Source organism: Methylobacterium oryzae (assembly GCF_021398735.1).
Classification (GTDB): domain Bacteria; phylum Pseudomonadota; class Alphaproteobacteria; order Rhizobiales; family Beijerinckiaceae; genus Methylobacterium.
In genome coordinates, this window is record NZ_CP090350.1 from 116,074 (window position 1) to 136,898 (window position 20,825).

Here is a 20,825-nt window from a genome sequence, read left to right on the forward strand (position 1 = left end):
GCGTGCAGCGGCGGCCGATCGCGTGACGGAAACGCGATCCGTCGAAGATGGTCGCTCAGCTAGCCGCACACGCGCTCATGGCCGAAGAAGACAGGATTGTAGATCGCGCGGCAGTCGCCGAAGTTCGGGCCGAGGAAGGAGCTGTTCGCGGGATAGCCCCAGCTGAACCCGCCGAAGCGCCGACGGAATCCACGGTGGTAGAAATGGCGATGGTGACCGAACCCGCCGTGCCTGAAGCCTCCGTGCCCGAACCCGCGATGGCCGAAGCCTCCGTGATGGCCGAAGCCTCCGTGTCCGAAACCGCCACGGCCAAACCCGCGGGCGTCGGCACTGGCGGCACCACCGGCCAATGTCGCGGCCGCGAGACCCGCCACCATCAACATCTTCGTCGAGATCATCTTCATCGTGCGTCTCCCTGTTGGGGTGAAGGCACTCTGCCGCCGACCGATGGCCGGTCGCTGTGATCCCGGTCACAGAAGCCCGGACGCGGGGCTCGACGCGGGATCCCTCGCGGGGGCTCGGGTGCGGGCTTCGACCGAACCTCGACCGGTCGGGACGACCGCGAACTCGGACGCCGCGGCGGGCAGGCGGCCCGCGCCGTTGGCCGCGCGCGTGCGATCGCTCTACGCGCGCTGCCCCATCACGAGCGTGACCGGCTGGCCCGCGAAAGTCTCGACCGCGGTGAAGGCGCGTGCGCGAAGTTCAGCCTCCATGGCCGCGCCTTCCCACAGATGTCCGCCGCTGCGGGCCAGCCGCAGGGCAGCGAGCGCGGCGGCCGTGGGATCCGCCGGCGGAGCGTAGAGTCCGACCACCAGATACCCCCGCGGCTCGAGCGCAGCCGTGAGCCGATCGAGCGCTGCTCGGGCCGCGTCCCGGGAGAGGAAGGGTGCCGGAAGCCACGTCAGCGAGTAGCCTGCCGAATCGTCGAACCGCGTCACATCCTGCAGACGGAGTTCGATACGGCCGTGAAAGGGGCTCGCCGCCACGTTCGCGCGCGCCAAGGCCAGGGCCGGCTCCCAGATGTCCAGGCCGACGACCCGCAGCGAGGGCCAGCGTGCCGCGGCCTCCAGCGCGATGCCGCCCACGCCGGTGCCGACATCCAGGAAGCGCCCGGTGAGTGCGGCCGCGAGCGACGGGCGCTCGGTCGACAAGGCCGCCAGGCGCCGCACGACGCTGCGCGACGCCTGGCCTTGAGCCTGCAACATCGCGGGATCGCGAACCTGCCAGACCGGCGGCCGCTCCGGGTGATCCAGCAGATCCCGCGCCTCCTCGAGCGCGTGGGTGACGGATGCCAGGAGCGCGGACACCTGCTCGGGTTCGAGCTCACCGAGGCCGCCCGGGATGACGGCGGCGACCACATCGCGCAGTCGGCGCGCCACCTCGGGATCGACCGCCCTCGCGCCTTCCCGCGCGCCTTCCTTCGCGTCTTGCCGCAATCGCAGGGCCGCACCGACCGCGGCCAGGCCTCGCGCCGCGTTTCCCATCGCGCGCAGCGTGTGTTCAATCGTGTCGATAGCCATCCGCGACCGCCGAAGTGATGATCGCCACGACGCGTCGTGGCACCCGAACAGGACGGCCCGGCATCCTCGGAAAGAGGCCGGGCAAGGATCCGCGGTGTCTTTCCCGGCCGTGAGCCCGTGGATCTTCCGCCCGGGCGCTCCTCGACAGCGGCTCAGGGGACCTCAGCGCTTCCGGCCGTCACACGCGGCCTGATCGGACCGTCCGCGACGCGCGGTGCGTCGCGATTCCGGGGACGGGCTCGACGCCCGGCTCGGCCGGTGCGATGTCCGCGCGACGGGGCGTCCTGAGCGAGCCCTCCGGTCCGCCGATCGTGCTCGCTGCGGCGACGGGCGTTACAGGCCGTGCGCGCGCTTCAGCATCTCGGCGGCCCGTTCACCGATCACCGCGCACGGCGCCTGGGTGTTGCCGGTGGTCACGCGGGGCAGGATCGAGGCGTCGGCGACCCGCAGGCCGTCGATGCCGTAGACCCGGAGCGCACCGTCCACGACCGCCAGCGCGTCGCGGCCCATCCGGGCGGTGCAGCTCTGGTGCCAGTAGGTGACGGCGGCATCGCGGATGTAGTCCGCCATCGCCGCGCCGGACAGCGGACCCGGCATGGCCTCCGCGCGCACGTACGGGCGGAACGCCGGCGCGTTGCCGAGGGCGCGGCAGAGATCGACGCAGGCCGCGGCCGCCGTCACGTCGGCCGGGTGGGACAGGAAGTTCGCCTCGATGACCGGCGGCGTCGCCATGTCGGCGCTCCGCAGCCGCAGGCGGCCGCGGCTGGCGGGCTGCGCGAGGCCGGCGAACATCGTCCAGCCTTGGGCCGGAACGCCGCGCGCCGCGGTCTGCTCGCTCGGAACCGGAAACTCGACCTGGCAGAACAGCAGGTCCGGCGCCGAGAGGCCGGGCCGGCTCGTCCAGTACAGGGTCGCCTCGCTGCCGCTGTTCCGCGGCGCGATCGGGTCGGCATATTCCCAGGTGCAGCCGAAGGACACGTGGTCCTGAAGGTTCTGTCCGACGCCGGGCAGGTGCTGCGCCGACGGGATGCCGAGCGCCCCGAGCTCGTCCCGGTCGCCGATCCCCGAGAGCATCAGCACCTTGGGTGTGTGGATCGCCCCCATCGACAGGACCGTCTCGGCACGCGCGCCGACCGTCCGGACCGCGCCCGCGTGGACGAACTCGACCCCCGTGGCGCGGCGGCCGTCGAAGGTCACGCGGCGGACGAGCGCGTCCGTGAGGACGGTCAGGTTGGGGCGGTCGAGCCAGGGATGGACGTAGGCGCGGAACAGCGAGACGCGCCGGCCGTCGCGGACCAGCATGTCGGTGATCGCCGCGCCGCCGGGCCCCTCCATCATGCGCCCGTTGGGGTTGTCGAAGGTCGGGATGCCGAGGTCCCGCGCGGCGTCGAGCAGGGCGTGGGCCACGGGGCTGGGATCGGAGGCGGGCTGCACCCAGACCGGACCGCCGCTTCCGCGATGCGCCGGATCGGAGGCGCCGCGCCAGTTCTCGATGCGCCGGTAGATGTCGAGGACGCTCTCGTAGCCCCAGGCCGCGTCGCCGGCCTCGGCGGCGAAGGCGTCCCAGTCGCACCGGTGGCCGCGCGCCCAGACCATCACGTTGACGCTGGAGCCGCCGCCGAGGCCCTTGCCCATCGCCATGGAGAGCGTGCGTCCGTTCAGGTGGGCATTCGGCTCCGCGCGAAAGCCCCAGTCCCGCGCCCCGCCGAGATTGGTCGGCCAGAGGGCGGGATCGAGCACGGCCTCGGCGTCGTCCGAGCCGCCCGCCTCGAGCAGGAGCACCTGCACCTCGGGGTTCTCCGCCAGCCGCCGCGCGACGACCGACCCGGAGGCGCCCGCGCCGCAGACGACGAAGTCGTAGGCCGGTTTCAGGTCGGCGGTCAGCCGGGCCTGGTTCTCCCCCGCCCGCCGCGCGAAATCGGCCCGGTCGAGGGCGTCTGAAGTGCTCATGATCTGGAAGGTCTCACCTGTAGCAGCGGATCGGAATGATCTCGGTCAATCGAGGATCGGGCAGAAAACTCCGACGCTCACGTCTCCGCGCTCCAGCAATCGCCTCGTCGGGATTGCCGGAACATCAGTGGCGCCGCGATCGGGCTGCCGCGCGAAGCGGCGCGCGCCCCGCGTTCGACGCGCGGATCGATAACGCAATGCTTCTGTTACAGGTGGATTTCGGCGCGTGACCGCGCGCGTTACATGGGACACGGTTTCTCGTCCGCGCCACAAGCCGGCGAGCGGGCAGGTCGGATCGGCGGATCGAGCGGCAGGACACGCGAAAGCGGCGAGGCTCGCACCCCGCCGCTCGCGTCAGTCTCGTTGTCCGTTACCGGGTGGCCGCCGGCATCCTGCCGGGTTCACAGGCCCATCAGCACGCCGGCCGAGCCGACGACGGTCATCATGAGGCCGCCCAGGAAGGCGCCGATCATCGCGTAGGAGAAGGCCTTCAGCATCGTGTCCCCCGACCTCAGCAGCGGTTGCCGCCGGCGGTCTGGCCGTACTGCTTGACCGGGAAGTTCTGCTGGTTGGCATTGCCCTCCGCGGCCGAGCTCTGCGGGCAGGTCCAGGGGTCGCGGTCGTAGCGGCCGCCGAACGGGGCGCCGAACGAGCCCGTGGTTTCGACATCGTAGGGCGTGGAGCCAGTCCAGGCAGGACGATCGTAGGCCATGGCGGACGAGATCGGAGCTACGGCGAGCATGAGAGCGGTGACGGTAGCGGCGATACGGGTCTTCATAGGCTAATTCTTGCTCCTTTACGCAGTACAGTCCGAGACTTACGGTCCATTTCATCTTGCGTGACACTAATATGGGGGCGATTGTCTCGGAGCGACGTGCCGCTGCGCACGCGGCGTCCGGGATTAATCGCGCTGGCGGCGCAGCTGTGACCGCGCGTGACCAGGCTGTCTCTGCCGCCGGCGTCGCGGCCGCCCGGCAGACTGCGCTCACGAAGGCCCGCTCATTGAACCAGACGCGCGCTTCAGGTCTTCCCTCCATGCCGAGGCGATCCATCTCCGCCGAGGCATGGAGGAGCTCTATGCGCATTCTCGTTCTCGCCGCGCTCGCAGGTGTCGGCCTCGGCGTCCTGGCTGTCCCCGCCTCGGCCGTTCCCGCGGGCCCCGCGACCGGCCTCTCGTCGCCGTCCGACATGCTCACCGACGTCCGGATGAGGCGCCATCACGTGCGGCGACATTCGATGTCGCGGGTCCAGCGGCGCTATCCGGGTGCGAGCTTCGTCCGGAACAAGACCCCCGGCTCTGCGGGCGGCAGCAGCCGGGGTAACGGCGTTACCGGCAGCTACGCCGCGCCCAGCGGACGGTAGGCCCCCACGCTCGCGCAACGCGGCCCGCCCGGCCGGCCGCGGCGGGCCCCGCGCGCGCCATCGCCGTCACCGGATTCCTGCGCGCGCGCGGGACCGGGGGCGGCAGACGGCGCAGGCGGGATGAACCCCCACGGCCGGCGATCCCGCCGGCTTCCGGTTCGAGCCGGCGCCCTGCGCCCGCGCGGGCGAATGGTGGCGGATGCGTCGGGCTCTCAGCGCGCCAGTCTCGCGGGGAGCACCGTCGGCGCCGGGCTCGACGCGTTCGACGCCGCGAACGACGCGACGAATCCGGCGAGGGAGCGCACATTGTCCGGCTGCCGCGGATCCCGAGCAACCGCGGCTGCCTCGCGTTCCAGTCGAAGGTTACAGGCCTTTGTCGGAAGTCCGATATCCGGCGTGCAGGCGTCGTGGCGGGCGCAGGCTGCGTCGAGGGCGTCGATAGGCGGCAGAGGCGCGTTGTTGCCGGGGCCGCAGTAGTTGCCGTGGATGAGGAACTTCGGCCCGCCGTTGGCGGCCGGCTGTGCCAGGGACGGCGTGGCCCACGCGGCGGCGAGGCAGACGGGGGCGACGAGGCCTATGACGGTGCGAGTCAACATGGTGGAGACCCTCCAGCACCTGCGCCGCACAAGTCCCATCGGCGATGACGGTGCGAGACACGATTAAGCACCACACATCACGGCGCGACGTGCTCCGGAGCACCACCCCTATTTGGATGACGTCCTACCCGCATCGCGGACATCGCGGTCGCTGCGTCACCGCAGCGTCCGCGACATCGCCCGGCATCACGGAGGTCGGGCCCCGCCGCACTTTCCCCCTCTGCCTCCTCTGCCGATCGCGTGTCGGCACCTCTGTCGTGCAGACACGCCTCGCTCGGCGCGAAGAGGCGGGGCATCGGGCTGCTGACTGTGGTAGACATCACCGCATGCTCGCTGGCGATCCAGCGTCTCACGGCCTTCAGGGAGAGTCTCAGTGGCGCGTCCGGACCTCGGCACGAAGCGTATCTGCCCGACGACGGGGAAGAAGTTCTACGATCTCGGCAAGAATCCCGTGATCTCGCCCTACTCGGGCGAGGTCGTGCCGATCGCTGCCGCGACATCGTATTCCAGGGGGAGCGCTCCCGTCGTCGCGCGCAAAGAGGCGCCGAGCGACGAAGAGGACGAGACGGAGGGCCCCGAACTCGTCTCGCTGGACGAGGTCGAGGCCGAGGAGGCCGAGAAGGACACGGACAGCAACGCTGAGGATGACGACGCGCTCGACATCGAGGACGACGGGGAGCAGGTCGACGACGACAACCTCGTCGTCGATGAGGACGATGACGACACCAGCGATCTCGTCGAGGTCAACGACGACGATGACGACCAGTAAACCCGCACGCCGCCGCCGGTCGTCCGGCGGACGGGCGCGGGTGGCCGCAATCTCAGTCGCTGTTTGATCGGGTGGTGGGGCGGCTCATGAGCAGGGCCGCCCGCACCGCCATGCGGCGCGACGGCTCGTCGGACTCGGTGTCGACCACGATCGCGGGCGCGGAGGGGTGGGCCGCGACGGCCGCCGCGAGATCGAGCACGTGGTCCGGACCGATGGCGTGATCCTGGGTGGTCGGTTCTGCCAGGTAGGCGTCGACGGCGGCGCCGACATCCTCGATGGCGATACGCTCGGCGGTCACCAGATCCCAGAGCGTGGCCTCAGCTGACATCCGCGGCGTATCGCACCTCGCGCGAGAGCATGCAACAATGTAACAACGGCTGGCTCGCGGCGCCGGCAGGCCAGCGCGTCCGCGGGATCAGGGCCCGTCGCGCAGGGGACCGATGCAGGCCGCAACCGGGTGGCCGGCCGGCGCGAAGTGATCCAGGAGCCGGTCCCCGGACCACAGCTCGGCCAACAATCCCTCGGCCAGCCTGTCGGCCTGATGCCTGGCCTCCGCGTCGTCGCGGGCTCGGATGAGGACCGTGCCGCGGTCGCTGCCGTCCGCGCCGAACCGGTGCAACCGGTAGGCCGAGCCGGAGCCTCGGCGTTTTCCGGGGAAATCGATGAGGTCGGCCATCGCGGGCTCACGGCTCCGTAGGAGGGGGCACGCGTCCCCCAAGCCGCCGGAACCTGAAGTCTGGCCGATCCGGCGACAGATCGAGTGTAAGAGGGCCGGGACGCGAAGGATAGAGTGCGACGGACGCCCGCTCGCTGCCGAGGCAAGGCCATCAGGGCCGGAACGCGGCCCAATCAACGTTCAGGAAGGGTCAGACCGTCGGGCCGGCGGAGGTCGCGATCCACACCACGTGCCGCGGGCCGCTGCGCCCGTTCGCGTGGGGGCGAACCTCTTCGACGGCGAAACCCGAGCGCTGGAGGCGCGCCTTGAACTTGCGGTCGGGATTGGCCGACCAGACGCCGAGCACGCCGCCCGGCCGCAGCGCCCGCCGCGCCGATTCCAACCCGTGCTTGCCATAGAGGCGATCGTTCTCCGGGCGCACGAACCCTTCCGGTCCGTTGTCGACATCGAGCAGGATCGCGTCCCAGGCGGCCGGGCCGCACCGGATCAGGTGGTCGACATCGGCTTCGCGCAGATCGACGCGGGCGTCGTCGAGGCAGCCGGCGAAGACGCCCGCGAGCGGTCCGCGCGCCCAAGCCGCGACCGTCGGTACCAACTCGGCGACCGTGACTCGCGCCTCGGGCTCAAGGTTGCGCAGGGCCGCGCGCAGGGTGAACCCCATTCCGAGGCCGCCGACGAGCACCCGCGCCGCGCCCCGCCCGCGCACCCGGCCGCAAGCGAGGATCGCCAGCGCCTCCTCGGAGGCCCCGCGGGTGCTGTTCATCAGCTCGATCGTGTCGGCGACGATGGAGAACTCGTGGCCCCGCTGCATCAGGTGCAACGGGCTCCCGCCGGGAACGAGGCCGGTGTCGATGTGCCTCCAAGATGTCACAGGCGTCCCTCTGTGGGCCGGCGCCATGGATATTCCGGCAAACGGGAAGGATGGGTTATGAGACGCGCTCCTGACCGCGCGTCGCGCCTGCAAGACGCAGGGGCCGCGACGGCGTTCGCCTCGTCCGAGAAGCCGGCATATCCCTCATGGCCAAGCGTACCAAGTCTCTGCCGAAGGTGCAGGGGTTCGTGCTGTTCGACGTCACCTACGCCGACGGCAGCCGCGCCTCGAATCGGCGCGTGCCAGCCGAGATCCTGGGCGGCCTCGACGGCGACGAGCCGGCACGCACTCTCATCACCGAGCAGGAAGAGGAGATCGCCCGCAAGTCGGGGAGACCGATGCGGGAGATCGAGAGCCTGACGCGGTCTCCTGCCCCGAGTTCGAAGCCCGATCTGTGACGAGCGGCCCCGATACAGGCCACTCGTCGCGCGGTGCTCAGCCAGCCTTCAGGTTGGCGGCGCTCTCCTTGCCGCTGCGGCGGTCCGCCTCGACGTCATAGGAGATCTTCTGACCCTCGTTGAGGGAGCGAAGGCCCGCACGCTCGACGGCCGAGATGTGAACGAACACGTCCTTGCCGCCATCGTCGGGCTGGATGAAACCGTAGCCCTTGGTCTCGTTGAACCACTTCACGGTGCCTGTAGCCATGGCTGTATCCTGGTCGTCACCGGCTCGCCAACGTGGCGGGCCGTGACGCCTGAACGAGCCGCCGCGGCCGCCTGTTCCAAGGGCCCCCCCGATCAGGAGCCTCGGTTGAGACCCCCGCGCCCTCATCCGCCGACCTCAGGCCGAACGGTCCTGGGCCAGGCCCTGCCGAGCCGGCCAGCGCGGACACCGGCCCGCTCCGCGGCGCGATCAGGGTCGCTCCGTGCGGGGCCAGACGCCGCCTTCCGTCACGATGATGTCCATGGGGACGTCGTGCGCCTGCGGGTGGATCGTCGCGAGCCGCGCGAACTCGAAGCCGACGCCGATGACCCGCGGCTTCGTCGACCTGGACGCGATGGTCCGGTCATAGAAGCCGCCGCCGTATCCCAGGCGGTACCCTGCCTGATCGAAGCCGACGAGCGGCGCGATCAGGACGTCCGGGTCGACAATCTCGCCCTCTGCGGGAACGGGTATGTTCCAGACGCCGCGGATCATGCGCTCGCCCGGCGACCAGACCCGGAACTGGAGCGGGCGCGCCTTCTCGACGACGACCGGAAGCGCCAGTCGCGCCCCGCTTCCGCGCAGCTCCGTCAGGAGGGATCTGGCGTCGAACTCGCCCCTGAAGGGCCAGTAGAGACCGATCGATAGGCCCGATGCCGAAGGTAGAGCGGCTCGGAGACCCTGCTCGATCCGCTCGCTCCGGGCGGCGCGGTCCTGGGCGGAGATGCCGACCCGCCGCGCGATGAGCGCGGCGCGGGTCTCCTTTCGCCATTGCCGCACGCTCGGCCAGTCGGATGCGGCGCTCTCAGGACCGCAGGGTTCGGAAGGCCGAGGCTCCGCCGCCGGGCCGACGAAGTCGGGGCCGAGCTCGTGCATGAAGCAGGGTGGAGAGCTGTACGCGCCGAACGCGGAGTGTTCGGGCGCCGCGGGTTCCGGGGGCGTCTCAGGCCGCTCGGTTGAATGCCCGACCACGATGATCTCCCTCGCGACGGTGGACCCGCACAGTCCTGGGTGACCTCGGCCAAACGCGCGCTCGGCACCTCCGGTTCGGTGAAGCGGATCGCGACGTCCCGCGCCGCCCCGACCCGGCCGACCATCGTCCCTGGCCGGTCTCCGAGCCGCACGATGGCGAATGCCGGCGAGATCCGCCGCCCACCCTCGCGGATGCCCGGGACGGGCAGGCGCGCGCGTCGACGGCGATCCGGCGCTTCGACCCGGGGATCCCGGGTTCAGCGCGTCACGGGCGCGCCGGCGCTCGGGAAGAACAGCTGCTCGCCGCCGACCTTGTAGCCCGCGATCGCCTGCTGCCCCTCCGGTGAGACGAGCCAGTCGATGAAGGCCTGTCCCTGCTTCGCCTTCACGCCGGGGTGCCTGTCGGGATCCACCAGCATCGCGCCGTAGGGGTTGAACAGGCTCCGGTCCCCCTGAACCAGGATGACCAGGTCGGCGCGGTTCTTGAACGCGAGCCAGGTCCCCCGGTCGGCGAGGATGTAGGCGCCGAGGGCCGAGGCCGTGTTGAGCGCGGGGCCCATGCCCTGGCCGACATCCCGGTACCAGGGGCCGCGCACGGCCGCGAGATCGACGCCCGCCTCCTTCCAGCTGCGCAGCTCGGCGCTGTGAGTGCCCGAGCGGTCCCCGCGCGACACGAACGCCACCTTGCTGGCCGCGAGCTTGGCGAAGGCCTCGCGCACGCCCAGGCCGCGCACGCCGGCCGGATCGGAGGCCGGGCCGATCAGCACGAAATCGTTGTACATCACGTCGTACCGCCGCTTCGCGAAGCCCTCGGCGAGGAACTTGTCCTCGGCCGGACGGTCGTGGACCAGGACCACGTCGGCATCGCCGCGGCGCGCCGCGTCGAGCGCCTGTCCCGTGCCCAGGGCGACGACCTTCACGTCGATCCCGGACGCCTCCCGGAAGAGCGGGAGGATGTGCTTGAACAGGCCGGACTGCTCGGTCGAGGTCGTCGAGGCGACGACGATCGACACCGGTTCGGCCTCGGCCGGCGGCAGGAGGGCAGCCGCGCTCAGGAGCGCGGCCAGTCCCAGGGTCAGGAGGCGGCGACGAAAGGCGTCCACGGCAATTCCCCAGCGAGGTAGGCCCGCGCCTCGGACGTCCGGGGCGAGAACAGGATCTGTCGGGCGGGACCATGCTCGACGGCGCGGCCCGAGGCCAGCACGATCACCGCGTCGGCGAGGCGCGCCACCTGCCCGAGATTGTGTGAGACGAGCACGACCGTGGTGCCCGCCCGCGCCATCGCGGACACCAATCCCTCGACGATCTCGGTCGAGGCCGGGTCGAGGTTCGCGGTCGGCTCGTCGAGGAGGAGCAGGTCGGGGCCGACCGCCCAGGCACGGGCCAGCGCCAGCCGCTGCTGCTCGCCGCCGGAGAGCCGCGTCGCGGGATCGCGGGCGCGCTCGGAGAGGCGGACGCGGGCGAGCGCCTCCTCCACCCGCGCGGCCCGCGCAGGACGGGGCAGGTCTCCGAGAGCCAGCGCGACGTTCGCGGCCGCGGTCGCGCGGATCAGCGCCGGCCGCTGGAACACGAAGGCCCGCCGGTGCGGGCCGACCTGCACCGTGCCGCCGTCGGGCCGCAGGAGCCCGTCGACGACCCTCAGGGTGACGCTCTTGCCCGCCCCGTTCGGGCCGATGACGGCCGTGACGCTGCCCGTAGCGACCTCCAGGCAGAGACGGTCGAGCACCGTCCGACCGTCGAGGACCAGGGTCACGTCCTCGAGGCGGATGGCCGGTGTCGCGCTCATCCGTACACCCGCGCGGCGTGCCGGCGGAGCAGGGCCACGGCGACGTTCACCACCAGAACGAGGCCGATCAGCACGAGGCCGAGCGCCAGGGCGAGGCTGAGATCGCCCTTCTGGGTCTCCAGGGAGATCGCCGTCGTCATCGTGCGGGTATACCCGTCGATGTTCCCGCCGACGACGAGGACCGCGCCGATCTCCGAGATCGCCCGGCCGAACGCGGCGAGCGCGGCGGTCACGAGGGAGAAGCGCACGTCGTAGATCATCGCCGCGGCCTGACGCGGTGCGGAGAGCCCGAGGGAGCGCAGCTGCTCCCCGAGATGCACCCGGGCGTCGGCGACGACCTGCTGCGTCAGTGCGGCGACGAGCGGGGTCGCGAGCGTCGCCTGCGCGGCGATCATCGCGGCGGGGGTGAACAGCAGGCCGAGCGGTCCGAGCGGACCGGAGCGGGACAGGACGAGGTAGAGCGCGAGGCCGACGAGCACCGGCGGCAGCCCCATGAAGGCGTTGAGCAGGCCGACCGCGGCGCCGCGTCCGGGGAAGCGGGCGACGGCCAGGAACGCACCCAGGGGTATGCCGAGCACGAGACCGATGCCGACGGCGGTGAGGCTGACACGCAGCGACAGCCACGCGATCGCCAGCACGTCCCGATCCAGGCTGAACAGGCGGGAGAGGATGTCCTGGAGCGTCTGCATCATGCCCCCGGGCCGGTCCTCGGGAATCGGACGAGGCGGATGGCGAGATCAGCCGTCGAGGCCGACCTCGTGACGCAGGTTCGGCGGAATGGACCTGTCATGCCTGTCAGGGGAGCGCGTGCGGATAGGCGGCGAGCATATCGCCCGGGGCGACCATTGTCGTGTCGGCGGGTCGGCCGCCGCGCCGGCCCTTGATCATCGAACCCGGATGGCGCATCGCCGCCACGATGATCCGGAATGCGTCCTCGGCGCTGATCCCGCTTCGGGAGGCGGCGATCCTGCTCAGCGGCGCGGCGGCTCCCGTCGAACCCGCGACCGTCCCGCTCGCAGCGGCGCTCGGACGCGTCGCCGCGCGAGCGGTCGTCGCGCACGCTGCCGTGCCCACGGGCCCGACGGCGATGCGGGACGGCTTCGCGGTCGCGGCCGCCGCGGTGGGCGGCGCGTCGGCCTACGCGCCGATCTTCCCGGCGCGACCGCCACCCTGGGTCGAGGCGGGACAGCCGCTGCCGTCGGGCACCGATGCCGTCCTGCCCCCGGAGGGATTCGCGGACGGCATGGTCGTCGCGGACATCGCCCCGCGGGAGGGCGTGCGCGGAGCGGGGGAGGACGTCGCCGCCAACGCGCGGCTGATCGAGGCCGGCACCCGGATCGAGCCCCTTCACCTGCTCGTCCTGGAGGCGGCCGGCCTGGAGGCGGTCGACGTCCGTCAGCCGCGCTTGCGCGTCGTCACCGCCGGGACGTCCAGCCTCGATACCGTGTCGCCCCTGCTCGGGCGTCTGATCGCGCGGGCGGGCGGGGCGACCGAGGCGGTTCGCGCCCGGGGGGGCGAGGAGATCGCCGAGGCGATCCGCGGCGGCACGGCGGACGCGGTGCTGGTGGTCGGGGGCAGCGGTTTCGGCCGCTCGGACCACAGCGCGGCGGCCCTCGCCCGCGCCGGAGACGTCCGCGCGCACGGCATCGCCCTGCGGCCCGGGGAGACCACCGCGGTCGGCTCCGCGGCCGGCAGGCCGGTCCTCCTGGTGCCCGGGCCTCCCGAGGCGGCGCTCGCCGCGTTCCTGGCCCTCGGCCGTCCGCTCATCGCGCGGCTCGCCGGCGCGCGGGAGCGCTCGCCGCGGCGGCACGTCCTCCTCCGGAAGATCGTCTCGTCGATCGGTCTGTCCGAGGTCGTCTTCGTCCGGAGCGGGTCGGACGGCGTGGAGCCGCTGGGCGGAGCCGGCCTTCCGCTCGGTCGGTTGGTGCAGGCGGACGGCATCGTCGTGGTCGAGCCGGAGAGCGAAGGCTTCCGGGCCGGCGAGGAGGTAGAGGTTTGGGCCCTGTGAGCGCCGACGCGGACCGTGACGGGGCGGCGGATTTCGTCGCGCGCCTCGCCGCGGCCTCGAGCCAGGAGCAGTTTCTCCGGGTGATGAGCCGGGACGACGCGCTCGCGCGGTTCCGGGCGGCGGTCCCGCACGCGCGCCTGCCGTCCGAGACGGTGTCGTTGGACGACGCGCTCGGGCGCGTTCTGGCCCGCGACGTCGCCTCGCCCATGGACGTCCCGCCCTTCGACCGGTCCCTGGTCGACGGTTTCGCCCTGCGCGCGACCGACACGGAAGGCGCCGGGCCGGCGAGCCCGCGGCGTCTCACGCTGAACCGCGAGATCCTCGCCTGCGGCGTCGCGCCGACCGTCGTCGTCCAGCCGGGTACGGCGACGCCGATCGCCACCGGCGGCGTGATCCCCCGCGGCGCCGACGCGGTGGTGATGGTCGAGCACACGGAGTTCGACGCCCGGAGCCTTACCGTCGATGTCCTGACCGCGGTGCGGCCGGCGCAGTTCGTGGGCTATGCCGGGGCCGACATGGCCCGCGGCGAGACGGTGCTGCGCGCGGGAACGCGGATCACCGCCCGCGAGATCGGCATGCTGGCGGCGTGCGGCCTGGCGGCCGTCGACGTCACAGGACGCCCGCGGGTCGCAATCCTGTCCACGGGGGACGAGCTGGTCGCACCGGGCGAGCCCCTGCCCGAGGGCGCGATCTACGATTCGAACGGCGCGATCATCGCGGCCGCGGTGACCGAGAACGGCGGGGAGCCGGTCCGGCTCGGGATCGTGCGCGACGAGGCTTCCGTCCTCGAGGCCGCCCTCCGGTCCGCCCTCCGGGACAGCGACCTCGTCGTGCTCTCGGGCGGCACGTCCAAAGGCGCCGGCGACGTGTCGCACCGGGTGCTGTCCCGCCTCGGCGAGCCGGGAATCCTGTTCCACGGCGTGGCCCTGAAGCCCGGGAAGCCGCTCTGCGTGGCGGTGGCGCAGGGAAAGCCGGTCATCGTCCTGCCGGGGTTCCCCACCTCCGCGATGTTCACCTTCCACGACTTCGTCGTGCCGTACGTGCGGGCGCTCGCCGGGTTGCCGCCGCGCGAGGACGAGACGATCGCGGCGCAAGTGTCCCAGCGGGTGCCCTCCGAACTCGGCCGCACCGAGTTCGTGATGACCTCCCTCGCCCACGGTCGCGAGGGGACGATCGCCCTGCCGCTGCCGAAGGGCTCGGGTTCGGTCACCGCCTTCTCGCAGGCGGACGGCTTCTTCGCGGTTCCGGCCGCGCGCGCCGGCGTCGAGGCGGGGGAGGGCGTCGCCGTGGTCCGCCTGGGCGCCGGCGTGCGGGCGCCGGACCTGACGATCGTCGGCAGCCACTGCATCGGCCTGGACCGGGTGGTCGGCCTGCTCGGCGAGCGAGGGTACCGCGCCCGCACCATCTGGGTCGGGTCGGCCGGCGGCCTCGCCGCCCTGCGGCGCGGCGAGTGCGATGTCGCCGCCATGCACCTCTTCGATCCCGAGACGGGCCGGTACAATGCCCCGTTCCTCACCGAGGGCCTGTCCCTCGCGCCCGGGTGGTGCCGCCTCCAGGGCGTCGTGTTCCGCCGCGGCGACGCCCGGTTCGAAGGGCGCGACGCCGCGGACGCGGTCGCCGCGGCGCTCGCCGACCCCGACGCCGTGATGGTCAACCGCAACGCCGGATCGGGCACGCGCCTGCTCGTGGACGGGCTGCTGAACGGTGCCCGGCCGGCGGGGTTCTGGAACCAGCCGCGCTCGCACAACGCCGTCGCCGCGGCGGTCTCGCAGGGCAGGGCGGACTGGGGCGTGGCCATCGCGAGCGTCGCGGATGCCTACGGGCTGGGCTTCCGCCCGCTGACGGAGGAGGCCTACGACCTCGCGTATCGCGCGGACGCGCGGGAGATGCCGGCGCTCGCGGCCTTCCTGAGCCTGCTGGGCGAGCCCGAGACGGCCGCCGCGCTGCGCGCTCTGGGCTTCACGCCCGCCGCGTGAGCCGCGTGACGTGCGCACCGTTGGCCGGCCTCGACGGAACGGGACGGACGATCCTGTCGCCCGCCGGGATGATCGACGCGACCGTTTCGCGTAGGGACGCCTGCGAGGCGCTGGGGCCTCCGGCGAAGCGGCGGTGTGCGTTGGGCGAGGACACGAGCATCAGTTTGCGGATCGAGCTGGGCTCGGACACCCTGCTGGGACCGGGCAAGGCCGCCCTCTTGAGCGGCATCCGCGACACCGGCTCCATCGCCGCCGCGGGGCGCCGGATGGGCATGAGCTACAAGCGAGCCTGGTACCTCATCGACACGTTGAACAAGGCGTTCCAGGAGCCGCTCGTCTCCGCGAGCAAGGGCGGCCGCCGGGGCGGCGGGGCGGTCCTGACCAGCACGGGCGACGCCATCCTCGACAGCTACCTGCGCATGGAGCGGCTCGCCTCGGAGGCCGTGGCGGGCGAACTCGACCTTCTCGCCTCGCTGATGAAGGCCGATTCGTAGGAGCGAGGCCGCGCAGAGGTGGGCCTCCGTGGGAAGCGGTCTCTCGACGGTCGGGCGTCGGCTTCGGTCTGTGCAGCCCGCTGCGTCATCGCGAGCGCAGCGAAGCGACCCAGGGCCGCGTGATATCTGTCAGCGTCGCGCCGACTGGATTGCTCCGCTCCGCTCGCAAGGACGGCACCGGGCTGATCGACCGGAAACAGCATCAGCCCGCTGCGTCATCGCGAGCGCAGCGAAGCGACCCAGGGCCGCGCGACATCTGCCGGCGTCGCGCCGACTGGATTGCTTCGCTCCGCTCGCAAGGACGGCACCGGGCTGATCAATTGGAAACAGGATCAGCCCGATGTCCGCCGCCAGGGTCCGGCGGCACGCCTGGGCGCGCCGCCGGAGATCACGCCGCCTACTCGGCGGCCATGGCCGTGTGGACGGCGGAGGCCCGGGCCGCGCAGAACTTGAACTCCGGGATCTTGCCCATCGGGTCGAGCGCCGGGTTCGTCAGCAGGTTGGCCGCGGCCTCGGCGTAGCAGAACGGCATGAAGATCATGCCGACCGGCACGTCGCGGTCGGAGCGCACCTTCAGGTGGACCGCGCCGCGGCGCGTCTCCAGCTTCATCGTGTCGCCGGGCTCCAGCCCGAGCCGGTAGAGCTCCTTCGGGGCCATGAAGGCGACCGCCTCGGGCTCCAGCGCGTCGAGGACGCCGGCGCGCCGGGTCATCGATCCGGTGTGCCAGTGCTCGAGCACGCGGCCGGTCGACAAGACCATCGGGTAGTCCTCGTCCGGCAGCTCGTCCGGGGGCACCACGGCGGCCGGGACGATCTTCGCGCGCCCGCTCTCGGTGGGGAAGCCGGCGTAGAAGATGATCTCGTTGCCGGGCTGGTCCGGCGCGTCGACCGGGTAGGTCACGGCGCCCTCGCGCTCCAGGCGCTCCCAGGTGATGTTGTTGAACGACGGCATCACCATGGCCATCTCGCGGAAGATGTCGGCCGGGCCGCCGTAGTTCCAGGGCAGGCCGAGGCGCTTCCCCAGTTCCTGGATGATCCACCAATCCTGCCGCGCGTCGCCCGGCGGGGACACCACCGGCTGCGAGATCTGCACGCGACGGTCGGTGTTGGTGAAGGTGCCCGCCTTCTCGGCGAAGGCGGAGGCCGGCAGCACCACGTCGGCGTGGAAGGCGGTCTCCGTCAGGAACAGGTCCTGCACGACGAGGTGGTCGAGCATCGCCAGGGCGTGCCGGGCGTGGTTCAGGTCCGGGTCGGACATCGCGGGGTTCTCGCCCTCGACGAACATGCCCTTGATCTCGCCGGCGTGGATCGCCCGCATGATCTCGACGACGGTGAGGCCCTTCTGCGGGTCGAGCTTCTGACCCCAGAACTCCTCGAACATCTCCCGCACCGCGGCCTTCTCGACCGACTGGTAGTCCGGGTAGACCATCGGGATCAGGCCGGCATCGGACGCGCCCTGGACGTTGTTCTGGCCGCGCAGCGGATGCAGGCCGGTGCCGGGGCGCCCGATCTGCCCCGTGACGAGGGCGAGCGCGATCAGGCAGCGCGAGTTGTCCGTGCCGTGGACGTGCTGGCTGATGCCCATGCCCCAGAAGATGATCGAGGACTTGGCCCGGGCGTAGAGCCGGGCGACCTCGCGCAGGGTCTCCGCGTCGATGCCGCAGACCGAGGCCATCTTCTCCGGCGTGAACTCGACGATCTTCTCCTTGAGCGCCTCGAAGTTCTCGGTGTAGCCGGCGATGTACTGCTCGTCGTAGAGCCGCTCCTCGATGATCACGTTGAGCATCGCGTTGAGCATCGCGACGTCCGAGCCGGGCTTGAACGCGAGGTGCTTGTAGGCGTGCCGCGACAGCACCTGCCGGCGCGGGTCCATGACGATCAGCTTGGCGCCGCGCTGCTTCACGGCGTTCTTGAGGAAGGTCGCCGCCACCGGGTGGTTCACGGTCGGGTTGGCGCCGATCACGATGATGACCTCGGCGTCGAGCGCCGCCGAGAACGGCGCCGACACGGCGCCCGAGTTCAGGCCCTCCATGAGGGCGGCGACCGACGAGGCGTGGCACAGCCGGGTGCAGTGGTCGACGTTGTTCGAGCCGAACCCGAGCCGCACCAGCTTCTGGAAGAGGTAGGCCTCCTCGTTCGAGCCCTTCGCGGAGCCGAAGCCGGCGAGCGCCTTGCGGCCATGGGTGTCGCGGACCGTCCTGAGGCCGCCGGCGGCGCGGTCGAGCGCCTCCTCCCAGGTCGCCTCGCGGAAGTGCGTCCACGGGTTGGCCGGGTCGACCTGGTCGTTGGCGTCCTTCGGGACGTTGTCCAGGCGGATCAGCGGCGCCGTCAGGCGGTGGGGGTGGTGGACGTAGTCGAAGCCGAAGCGGCCCTTCACGCAGAGCCGGTTGTGGTTGGCCGGGCCGTTCACGCCCTCGGCGTAGACGATCCTCTCGTCCTTCACCTTGTAGGAGACCTGGCAGCCGACGCCGCAATAGGGGCACAGCGAGGTCACCTCGCGGTCGGGATAGACCGTCCGGGTGTTGTGCTCGGCGTCGAGGTAGGCGGACGGCATCAGCGCGCCGGTCGGGCAGGCCTGGACGCACTCGCCGCAGGCCACGCAGGTCGATCCGCCCATCGGGTCGTCGAAGTCGAACACCACCTTCGCGTCGGCCGAGCGGTAGGCCATGCCGATCACGTCGTTGACCTGGACCTCGCGGCAGGCGCGGACGCAGAGGTTGCACTGGATGCAGGCGTCGAGATTGACGCTCATGGCCGGGTGGCTGAAGTCGCCGGTCCAGCGCTCGGCCGCGGGGAAGCGGCTCTCGGACACGTCGAGGAAGTCGGCCTGCACCCAGAAGTGCGATGTCGGGTCGTGCGAGGTCGCGCGCTCGGGCTGGTCGGCCACGAGCAGCTCGAGCACCATGGCGCGGGCCTTGGTGGCGCGCTCGGTCGCGGACTTGACCTTCATGCCCACGGCCGGCGTGCGCTTGCACGAGGCGGCCAGCACGCGCTCGCCCTCGATCTCGACCATGCAGGCGCGGCAATTGCCGTCCGGGCGGTAGCCCGGCTCGGGCTTGTGGCAGAGGTGCGGGATGTGGGTGCCGAGGCGCTTGGCGACGGCCCAGATCGTCTCGCCGGGGGCGGCCTCGACCTGCTGGCCGTCGAATTCGAACGCGATGGTCGAGGGGGCGGTCGGCCGCTCCTTGAGATCGTGCAAGCCCGACGGCTCCGGGGCCGCCTGGCCGCCCGCCTTCGCCCCTTCCGAGTAGGAGCCGCCGGCTCCCGGCTTCGGGCCCGGCGCGGGGCCGCCCGCATCCTGCAGCCCGTCGGCCCGGATCTCGGGCTTCTCGGTCTTGTCGCCGCGCTGTTCGGGGGCGTTGCTCATGCGGCCGCTCCTGGCTCGGACATCGGGATAGAATTCGCCGGTACCATCGGTTGCCTCACTCGGCAGCCGCGGCGCGCGGGGCGGGGAACAGGTCCGGGAAGTACTTGATGACGCTGCTGAGCGGGTTCGAGGCGGCCTGGCCGAGGCCGCAGATCGAGGCGTCCCGCATGCACTGGGACAATTCGCCCAGGAGCTCGGTGTCCCAGACGCCCTGCTCCATCAGGATGCGGGCCTTCTGGGTCCCCGAACGGCAGGGGGTGCACTGCCCGCAGCTCTCGTCCTCGAAGAACTTCATCAGGTTCAACGCGGCGCCGCGCACATCGTCCCGGTCGGACAGGATCACGACGGCGGCGGAGCCGATGAAGCAGCCGTACTTCTCCAGCGTCCCGAAATCGAGCGGGATGTCGTTCATCGACGCCGGCAGGATGCCGCCCGACGCGCCGCCCGGCAGGTAGGCCGCGAAGGTGTGGCCCTCCGCCATGCCGCCGCAATACTCGTCGATCAGTTCCTGGATGGTGAGGCCGGACGGGGCGAGCTTCACCCCCGGCTCCTTCACGCGCCCCGAGACCGAGTAGGAGCGCAGGCCGACGCGGTCGTTGCGGCCGTGGCTCTTCCACCAGTCGCCGCCCCGCTCGATCAGGTCGCGGACCCAGAACAGCGTCTCGATGTTGTTGATCAGCGTCGGACGGTTGAACAGGCCGACCTGGAACGGGAACGGCGGCTTGTGCCGCGGCAGCCCGCGCTTGCCTTCGAGGGACTCGATCAGCGAGGATTCCTCGCCGCAGATATAGGCGCCGGCGCCGCGGCGCAGGTCTATGCGCGGGCCGCCCGCGGGGAGCTTCGCGATCTCGCGCGTCAGGATCTCGCGGGAGATGGGATACTCGTCGCGCAGGTAGATGTAGACCTCCGGCGCCTCGACGACGTGGGCGCCGATCAGCATGCCCTCGAGGAAGCGGTGCGGGTCGGTGTTGAGGTAGAGCTGGTCCTTGAAGGTGCCCGGCTCGCCCTCGTCCCCGTTGACCGCCATCAGCCGGGGCCCGGGCTCGCCGCGCACCGAGCGCCACTTGCGCCCCGTCGGGAAGCCCGCGCCGCCGAGGCCGCGCAGGCCGCCGTCGTCGAGCACCTTCAGGACGTCGTCGACCGGAAGGTCCCCGCTGCGGAGCCGGTCGAGGGTCGCGTACCCGCCGGCGGCCCGATAGGCCTCGTAGTCGACGTAGTCCGGGATATGGGCGTGCGTGTCGCCGGCCTCGACCGCGGCCCGCACGGAGGCGAGGTCGGCCTTGTGCAGGAAGTTGTGCCCGACCTCGACGGCGGGCGCGTGGTCGCACAGGCCGACGCAGGGCGCGCGCACGACGCGGACGGCGTCGGAGGCGAGTTCCCGCTGGAGCGTCTCCAGCAGCTCGTCGGCGCCGAACATCGCGCAGGTGATGCTGTCGCAGACCCGGACGGTCAGCCGCGGGATCGAGGCGTCACCCTCCTTCACGACGTCGAAATGCGCGTAGAAGGTCGCGGTCTCGAACACCTCGGCGAAGGCCAGGGCCATCTCGTCGGCGAGCGCCGCCAGGTGCTCGGCGCTGATCTGGCCGTAGGTGTCCTGGATCAGGTGCAGGTGCTCGATGAGCAGGTCGCGCTGGCGCGAGCGGGAGCCGAGAAGCTCCTCGATCTCGACCTTCGCCCGCGGCTCGACCTGGCGCCCCTTGGGGACGCTGCGCGCCTTGTTCCGCCCCCGGCCGGGATGCGAGAAAGTCCTGACTGTCCCCGGTGCCTCACTCATGCGGTATCTGATTTCCAACTGCTGGGACGGGTGGTCGCGGTGTCCTGAGGGCCGGTCGGAGG

Annotated in this window: 20 protein-coding genes; 5 read left to right on the top strand and 15 right to left on the bottom strand. The window is 71.7% G+C overall.

The window, feature by feature from the left end; genetic code table 11:
- Positions 1–59: 59 nt before the first annotated feature.
- The 5 genes from LXM90_RS28960 to LXM90_RS28980 all read right to left on the bottom strand — a co-directional run bounded on the left by LXM90_RS28960 (position 60) and on the right by LXM90_RS28980 (position 5,428).
- Positions 60–404, bottom strand: a complete 345-nt coding sequence (locus LXM90_RS28960) for a hypothetical protein (protein WP_020094863.1) — start codon at positions 402–404, stop codon at positions 60–62.
- A gap of 219 nt (positions 405–623) precedes the next feature.
- On the bottom strand, positions 624–1,520 hold the full coding sequence (locus LXM90_RS28965; protein WP_043712993.1) for a class I SAM-dependent methyltransferase: 897 nt from the start codon (positions 1,518–1,520) through the stop codon (positions 624–626).
- Between the two features lie 333 nt (positions 1,521–1,853).
- Positions 1,854–3,470 carry a GMC family oxidoreductase gene (locus LXM90_RS28970; RefSeq protein ID WP_020094861.1) on the bottom strand — a complete coding sequence of 539 codons (1,617 nt, stop codon included), beginning with the start codon at positions 3,468–3,470 and terminating at the stop codon, positions 1,854–1,856.
- A gap of 511 nt (positions 3,471–3,981) precedes the next feature.
- Positions 3,982–4,248: a hypothetical protein gene (locus LXM90_RS28975; protein ID WP_042672249.1), complete on the bottom strand. Its 267-nt coding sequence runs from the start codon at positions 4,246–4,248 to the stop codon at positions 3,982–3,984.
- Positions 4,249–5,044: 796 nt separating this feature from the next.
- On the bottom strand, positions 5,045–5,428 hold the full coding sequence (locus LXM90_RS28980) for a hypothetical protein (RefSeq protein ID WP_042672250.1): 384 nt from the start codon (positions 5,426–5,428) through the stop codon (positions 5,045–5,047).
- Between the two features lie 373 nt (positions 5,429–5,801).
- Between LXM90_RS28980 and LXM90_RS28985 the strand changes: the two genes are divergently transcribed.
- Positions 5,802–6,197, top strand: a complete 396-nt coding sequence (locus LXM90_RS28985; RefSeq protein ID WP_020094856.1) for a TIGR02300 family protein — start codon at positions 5,802–5,804, stop codon at positions 6,195–6,197.
- Between the two features lie 52 nt (positions 6,198–6,249).
- Here LXM90_RS28985 and LXM90_RS28990 read toward each other — a convergent pair whose 3' ends face one another.
- The 3 genes from LXM90_RS28990 to LXM90_RS29000 form a co-directional block, all read right to left on the bottom strand.
- The gene (locus tag LXM90_RS28990; RefSeq protein WP_020094855.1) at positions 6,250–6,525 is read right to left on the bottom strand and encodes a hypothetical protein; all 276 of its coding nucleotides are present in this window, start codon (positions 6,523–6,525) and stop codon (positions 6,250–6,252) included.
- An 87-nt stretch (positions 6,526–6,612) separates the two neighbouring features.
- The gene (locus LXM90_RS28995) at positions 6,613–6,873 is read right to left on the bottom strand and encodes a hypothetical protein (RefSeq protein WP_020094854.1); all 261 of its coding nucleotides are present in this window, start codon (positions 6,871–6,873) and stop codon (positions 6,613–6,615) included.
- A 190-nt stretch (positions 6,874–7,063) separates the two neighbouring features.
- Positions 7,064–7,684, bottom strand: a complete 621-nt coding sequence (locus LXM90_RS29000; RefSeq protein ID WP_020094853.1) for a spermidine synthase — start codon at positions 7,682–7,684, stop codon at positions 7,064–7,066.
- Between the two features lie 206 nt (positions 7,685–7,890).
- On the opposite strand from LXM90_RS29000, the gene LXM90_RS29005 reads away from it, so the two are divergent.
- Complete coding sequence (locus tag LXM90_RS29005; RefSeq protein WP_020094852.1) at positions 7,891–8,142, top strand: hypothetical protein; 252 nt, start codon at positions 7,891–7,893, stop codon at positions 8,140–8,142.
- A gap of 37 nt (positions 8,143–8,179) precedes the next feature.
- Here the strand turns inward: LXM90_RS29005 and LXM90_RS29010 are convergent, their stop codons facing one another.
- The 5 genes from LXM90_RS29010 to LXM90_RS29030 form a co-directional block, all read right to left on the bottom strand.
- Positions 8,180–8,389 carry a cold-shock protein gene (locus tag LXM90_RS29010; protein WP_020094851.1) on the bottom strand — a complete coding sequence of 70 codons (210 nt, stop codon included), beginning with the start codon at positions 8,387–8,389 and terminating at the stop codon, positions 8,180–8,182.
- A gap of 207 nt (positions 8,390–8,596) precedes the next feature.
- Positions 8,597–9,262, bottom strand: coding sequence for a 5-formyltetrahydrofolate cyclo-ligase (locus LXM90_RS29015; RefSeq protein WP_085986774.1), 666 nt, complete (start codon positions 9,260–9,262; stop codon positions 8,597–8,599).
- A gap of 353 nt (positions 9,263–9,615) precedes the next feature.
- Complete coding sequence (locus tag LXM90_RS29020; RefSeq protein WP_020094849.1) at positions 9,616–10,461, bottom strand: substrate-binding domain-containing protein; 846 nt, start codon at positions 10,459–10,461, stop codon at positions 9,616–9,618.
- Positions 10,434–11,144, bottom strand: coding sequence for an ATP-binding cassette domain-containing protein (locus LXM90_RS29025; RefSeq protein ID WP_020094848.1), 711 nt, complete (start codon positions 11,142–11,144; stop codon positions 10,434–10,436). The genes LXM90_RS29020 and LXM90_RS29025 overlap by 28 nt, the downstream gene beginning before the upstream one ends.
- Positions 11,141–11,836: an ABC transporter permease gene (locus tag LXM90_RS29030; protein ID WP_020094847.1), complete on the bottom strand. Its 696-nt coding sequence runs from the start codon at positions 11,834–11,836 to the stop codon at positions 11,141–11,143. Before LXM90_RS29030 ends, LXM90_RS29025 begins: the two co-directional genes overlap by 4 nt.
- A 224-nt stretch (positions 11,837–12,060) precedes the next feature.
- Between LXM90_RS29030 and LXM90_RS29035 the strand changes: the two genes are divergently transcribed.
- The 3 genes from LXM90_RS29035 to LXM90_RS29045 all read left to right on the top strand — a co-directional run bounded on the left by LXM90_RS29035 (position 12,061) and on the right by LXM90_RS29045 (position 15,622).
- Entirely contained in the window at positions 12,061–13,152 is a 1,092-nt protein-coding gene (locus LXM90_RS29035; protein WP_020094845.1) for a molybdopterin-binding protein, read from the top strand.
- Positions 13,149–15,128 (top strand): molybdopterin biosynthesis protein, encoded by a 1,980-nt coding sequence (locus LXM90_RS29040; RefSeq protein WP_020094844.1) that lies wholly within the window; start codon positions 13,149–13,151, stop codon positions 15,126–15,128. The genes LXM90_RS29035 and LXM90_RS29040 overlap by 4 nt, the downstream gene beginning before the upstream one ends.
- A 164-nt stretch (positions 15,129–15,292) precedes the next feature.
- On the top strand, positions 15,293–15,622 hold the full coding sequence (locus LXM90_RS29045; protein ID WP_020094843.1) for a winged helix-turn-helix domain-containing protein: 330 nt from the start codon (positions 15,293–15,295) through the stop codon (positions 15,620–15,622).
- A gap of 397 nt (positions 15,623–16,019) precedes the next feature.
- Here LXM90_RS29045 and fdhF read toward each other — a convergent pair whose 3' ends face one another.
- Both fdhF and LXM90_RS29055 read right to left on the bottom strand, forming a co-directional pair.
- Positions 16,020–18,989 (bottom strand): formate dehydrogenase subunit alpha, encoded by a 2,970-nt coding sequence (fdhF, locus tag LXM90_RS29050; protein WP_020094842.1) that lies wholly within the window; start codon positions 18,987–18,989, stop codon positions 16,020–16,022.
- Between the two features lie 55 nt (positions 18,990–19,044).
- On the bottom strand, positions 19,045–20,763 hold the full coding sequence (locus LXM90_RS29055) for an NAD(P)H-dependent oxidoreductase subunit E (RefSeq protein WP_020094841.1): 1,719 nt from the start codon (positions 20,761–20,763) through the stop codon (positions 19,045–19,047).
- Positions 20,764–20,825: the final 62 nt, after the last annotated feature.

What these genes read in the sequence shown, in the direction of transcription:
- LXM90_RS29025 (WP_020094848.1), bottom strand. Translation starts at nt 11,144, where the DNA reads ATGAGCGCGACACCGGCCATCCGCCTCGAGGACGTGACCCTGGTCCTC.
- LXM90_RS28960 (WP_020094863.1), bottom strand. Translation starts at nt 404, where the DNA reads ATGAAGATGATCTCGACGAAGATGTTGATGGTGGCGGGTCTCGCGGCC.
- LXM90_RS29015 (WP_085986774.1), bottom strand. Translation starts at nt 9,262, where the DNA reads ATGCACGAGCTCGGCCCCGACTTCGTCGGCCCGGCGGCGGAGCCTCGG.
- fdhF (WP_020094842.1), bottom strand. Translation starts at nt 18,989, where the DNA reads ATGAGCAACGCCCCCGAACAGCGCGGCGACAAGACCGAGAAGCCCGAG.
- LXM90_RS28990 (WP_020094855.1), bottom strand. Translation starts at nt 6,525, where the DNA reads ATGTCAGCTGAGGCCACGCTCTGGGATCTGGTGACCGCCGAGCGTATC.
- LXM90_RS29035 (WP_020094845.1), top strand. Translation starts at nt 12,061, where the DNA reads ATGATCCGGAATGCGTCCTCGGCGCTGATCCCGCTTCGGGAGGCGGCG.
- LXM90_RS29055 (WP_020094841.1), bottom strand. Translation starts at nt 20,763, where the DNA reads ATGAGTGAGGCACCGGGGACAGTCAGGACTTTCTCGCATCCCGGCCGG.
- LXM90_RS28980 (WP_042672250.1), bottom strand. Translation starts at nt 5,428, where the DNA reads ATGTTGACTCGCACCGTCATAGGCCTCGTCGCCCCCGTCTGCCTCGCC.
- LXM90_RS29000 (WP_020094853.1), bottom strand. Translation starts at nt 7,684, where the DNA reads ATGCAGCGGGGCCACGAGTTCTCCATCGTCGCCGACACGATCGAGCTG.
- LXM90_RS28965 (WP_043712993.1), bottom strand. Translation starts at nt 1,520, where the DNA reads ATGGCTATCGACACGATTGAACACACGCTGCGCGCGATGGGAAACGCG.
- LXM90_RS29030 (WP_020094847.1), bottom strand. Translation starts at nt 11,836, where the DNA reads ATGATGCAGACGCTCCAGGACATCCTCTCCCGCCTGTTCAGCCTGGAT.
- LXM90_RS29005 (WP_020094852.1), top strand. Translation starts at nt 7,891, where the DNA reads ATGGCCAAGCGTACCAAGTCTCTGCCGAAGGTGCAGGGGTTCGTGCTG.
- LXM90_RS29010 (WP_020094851.1), bottom strand. Translation starts at nt 8,389, where the DNA reads ATGGCTACAGGCACCGTGAAGTGGTTCAACGAGACCAAGGGCTACGGT.
- LXM90_RS28970 (WP_020094861.1), bottom strand. Translation starts at nt 3,470, where the DNA reads ATGAGCACTTCAGACGCCCTCGACCGGGCCGATTTCGCGCGGCGGGCG.
- LXM90_RS28975 (WP_042672249.1), bottom strand. Translation starts at nt 4,248, where the DNA reads ATGAAGACCCGTATCGCCGCTACCGTCACCGCTCTCATGCTCGCCGTA.
- LXM90_RS28995 (WP_020094854.1), bottom strand. Translation starts at nt 6,873, where the DNA reads ATGGCCGACCTCATCGATTTCCCCGGAAAACGCCGAGGCTCCGGCTCG.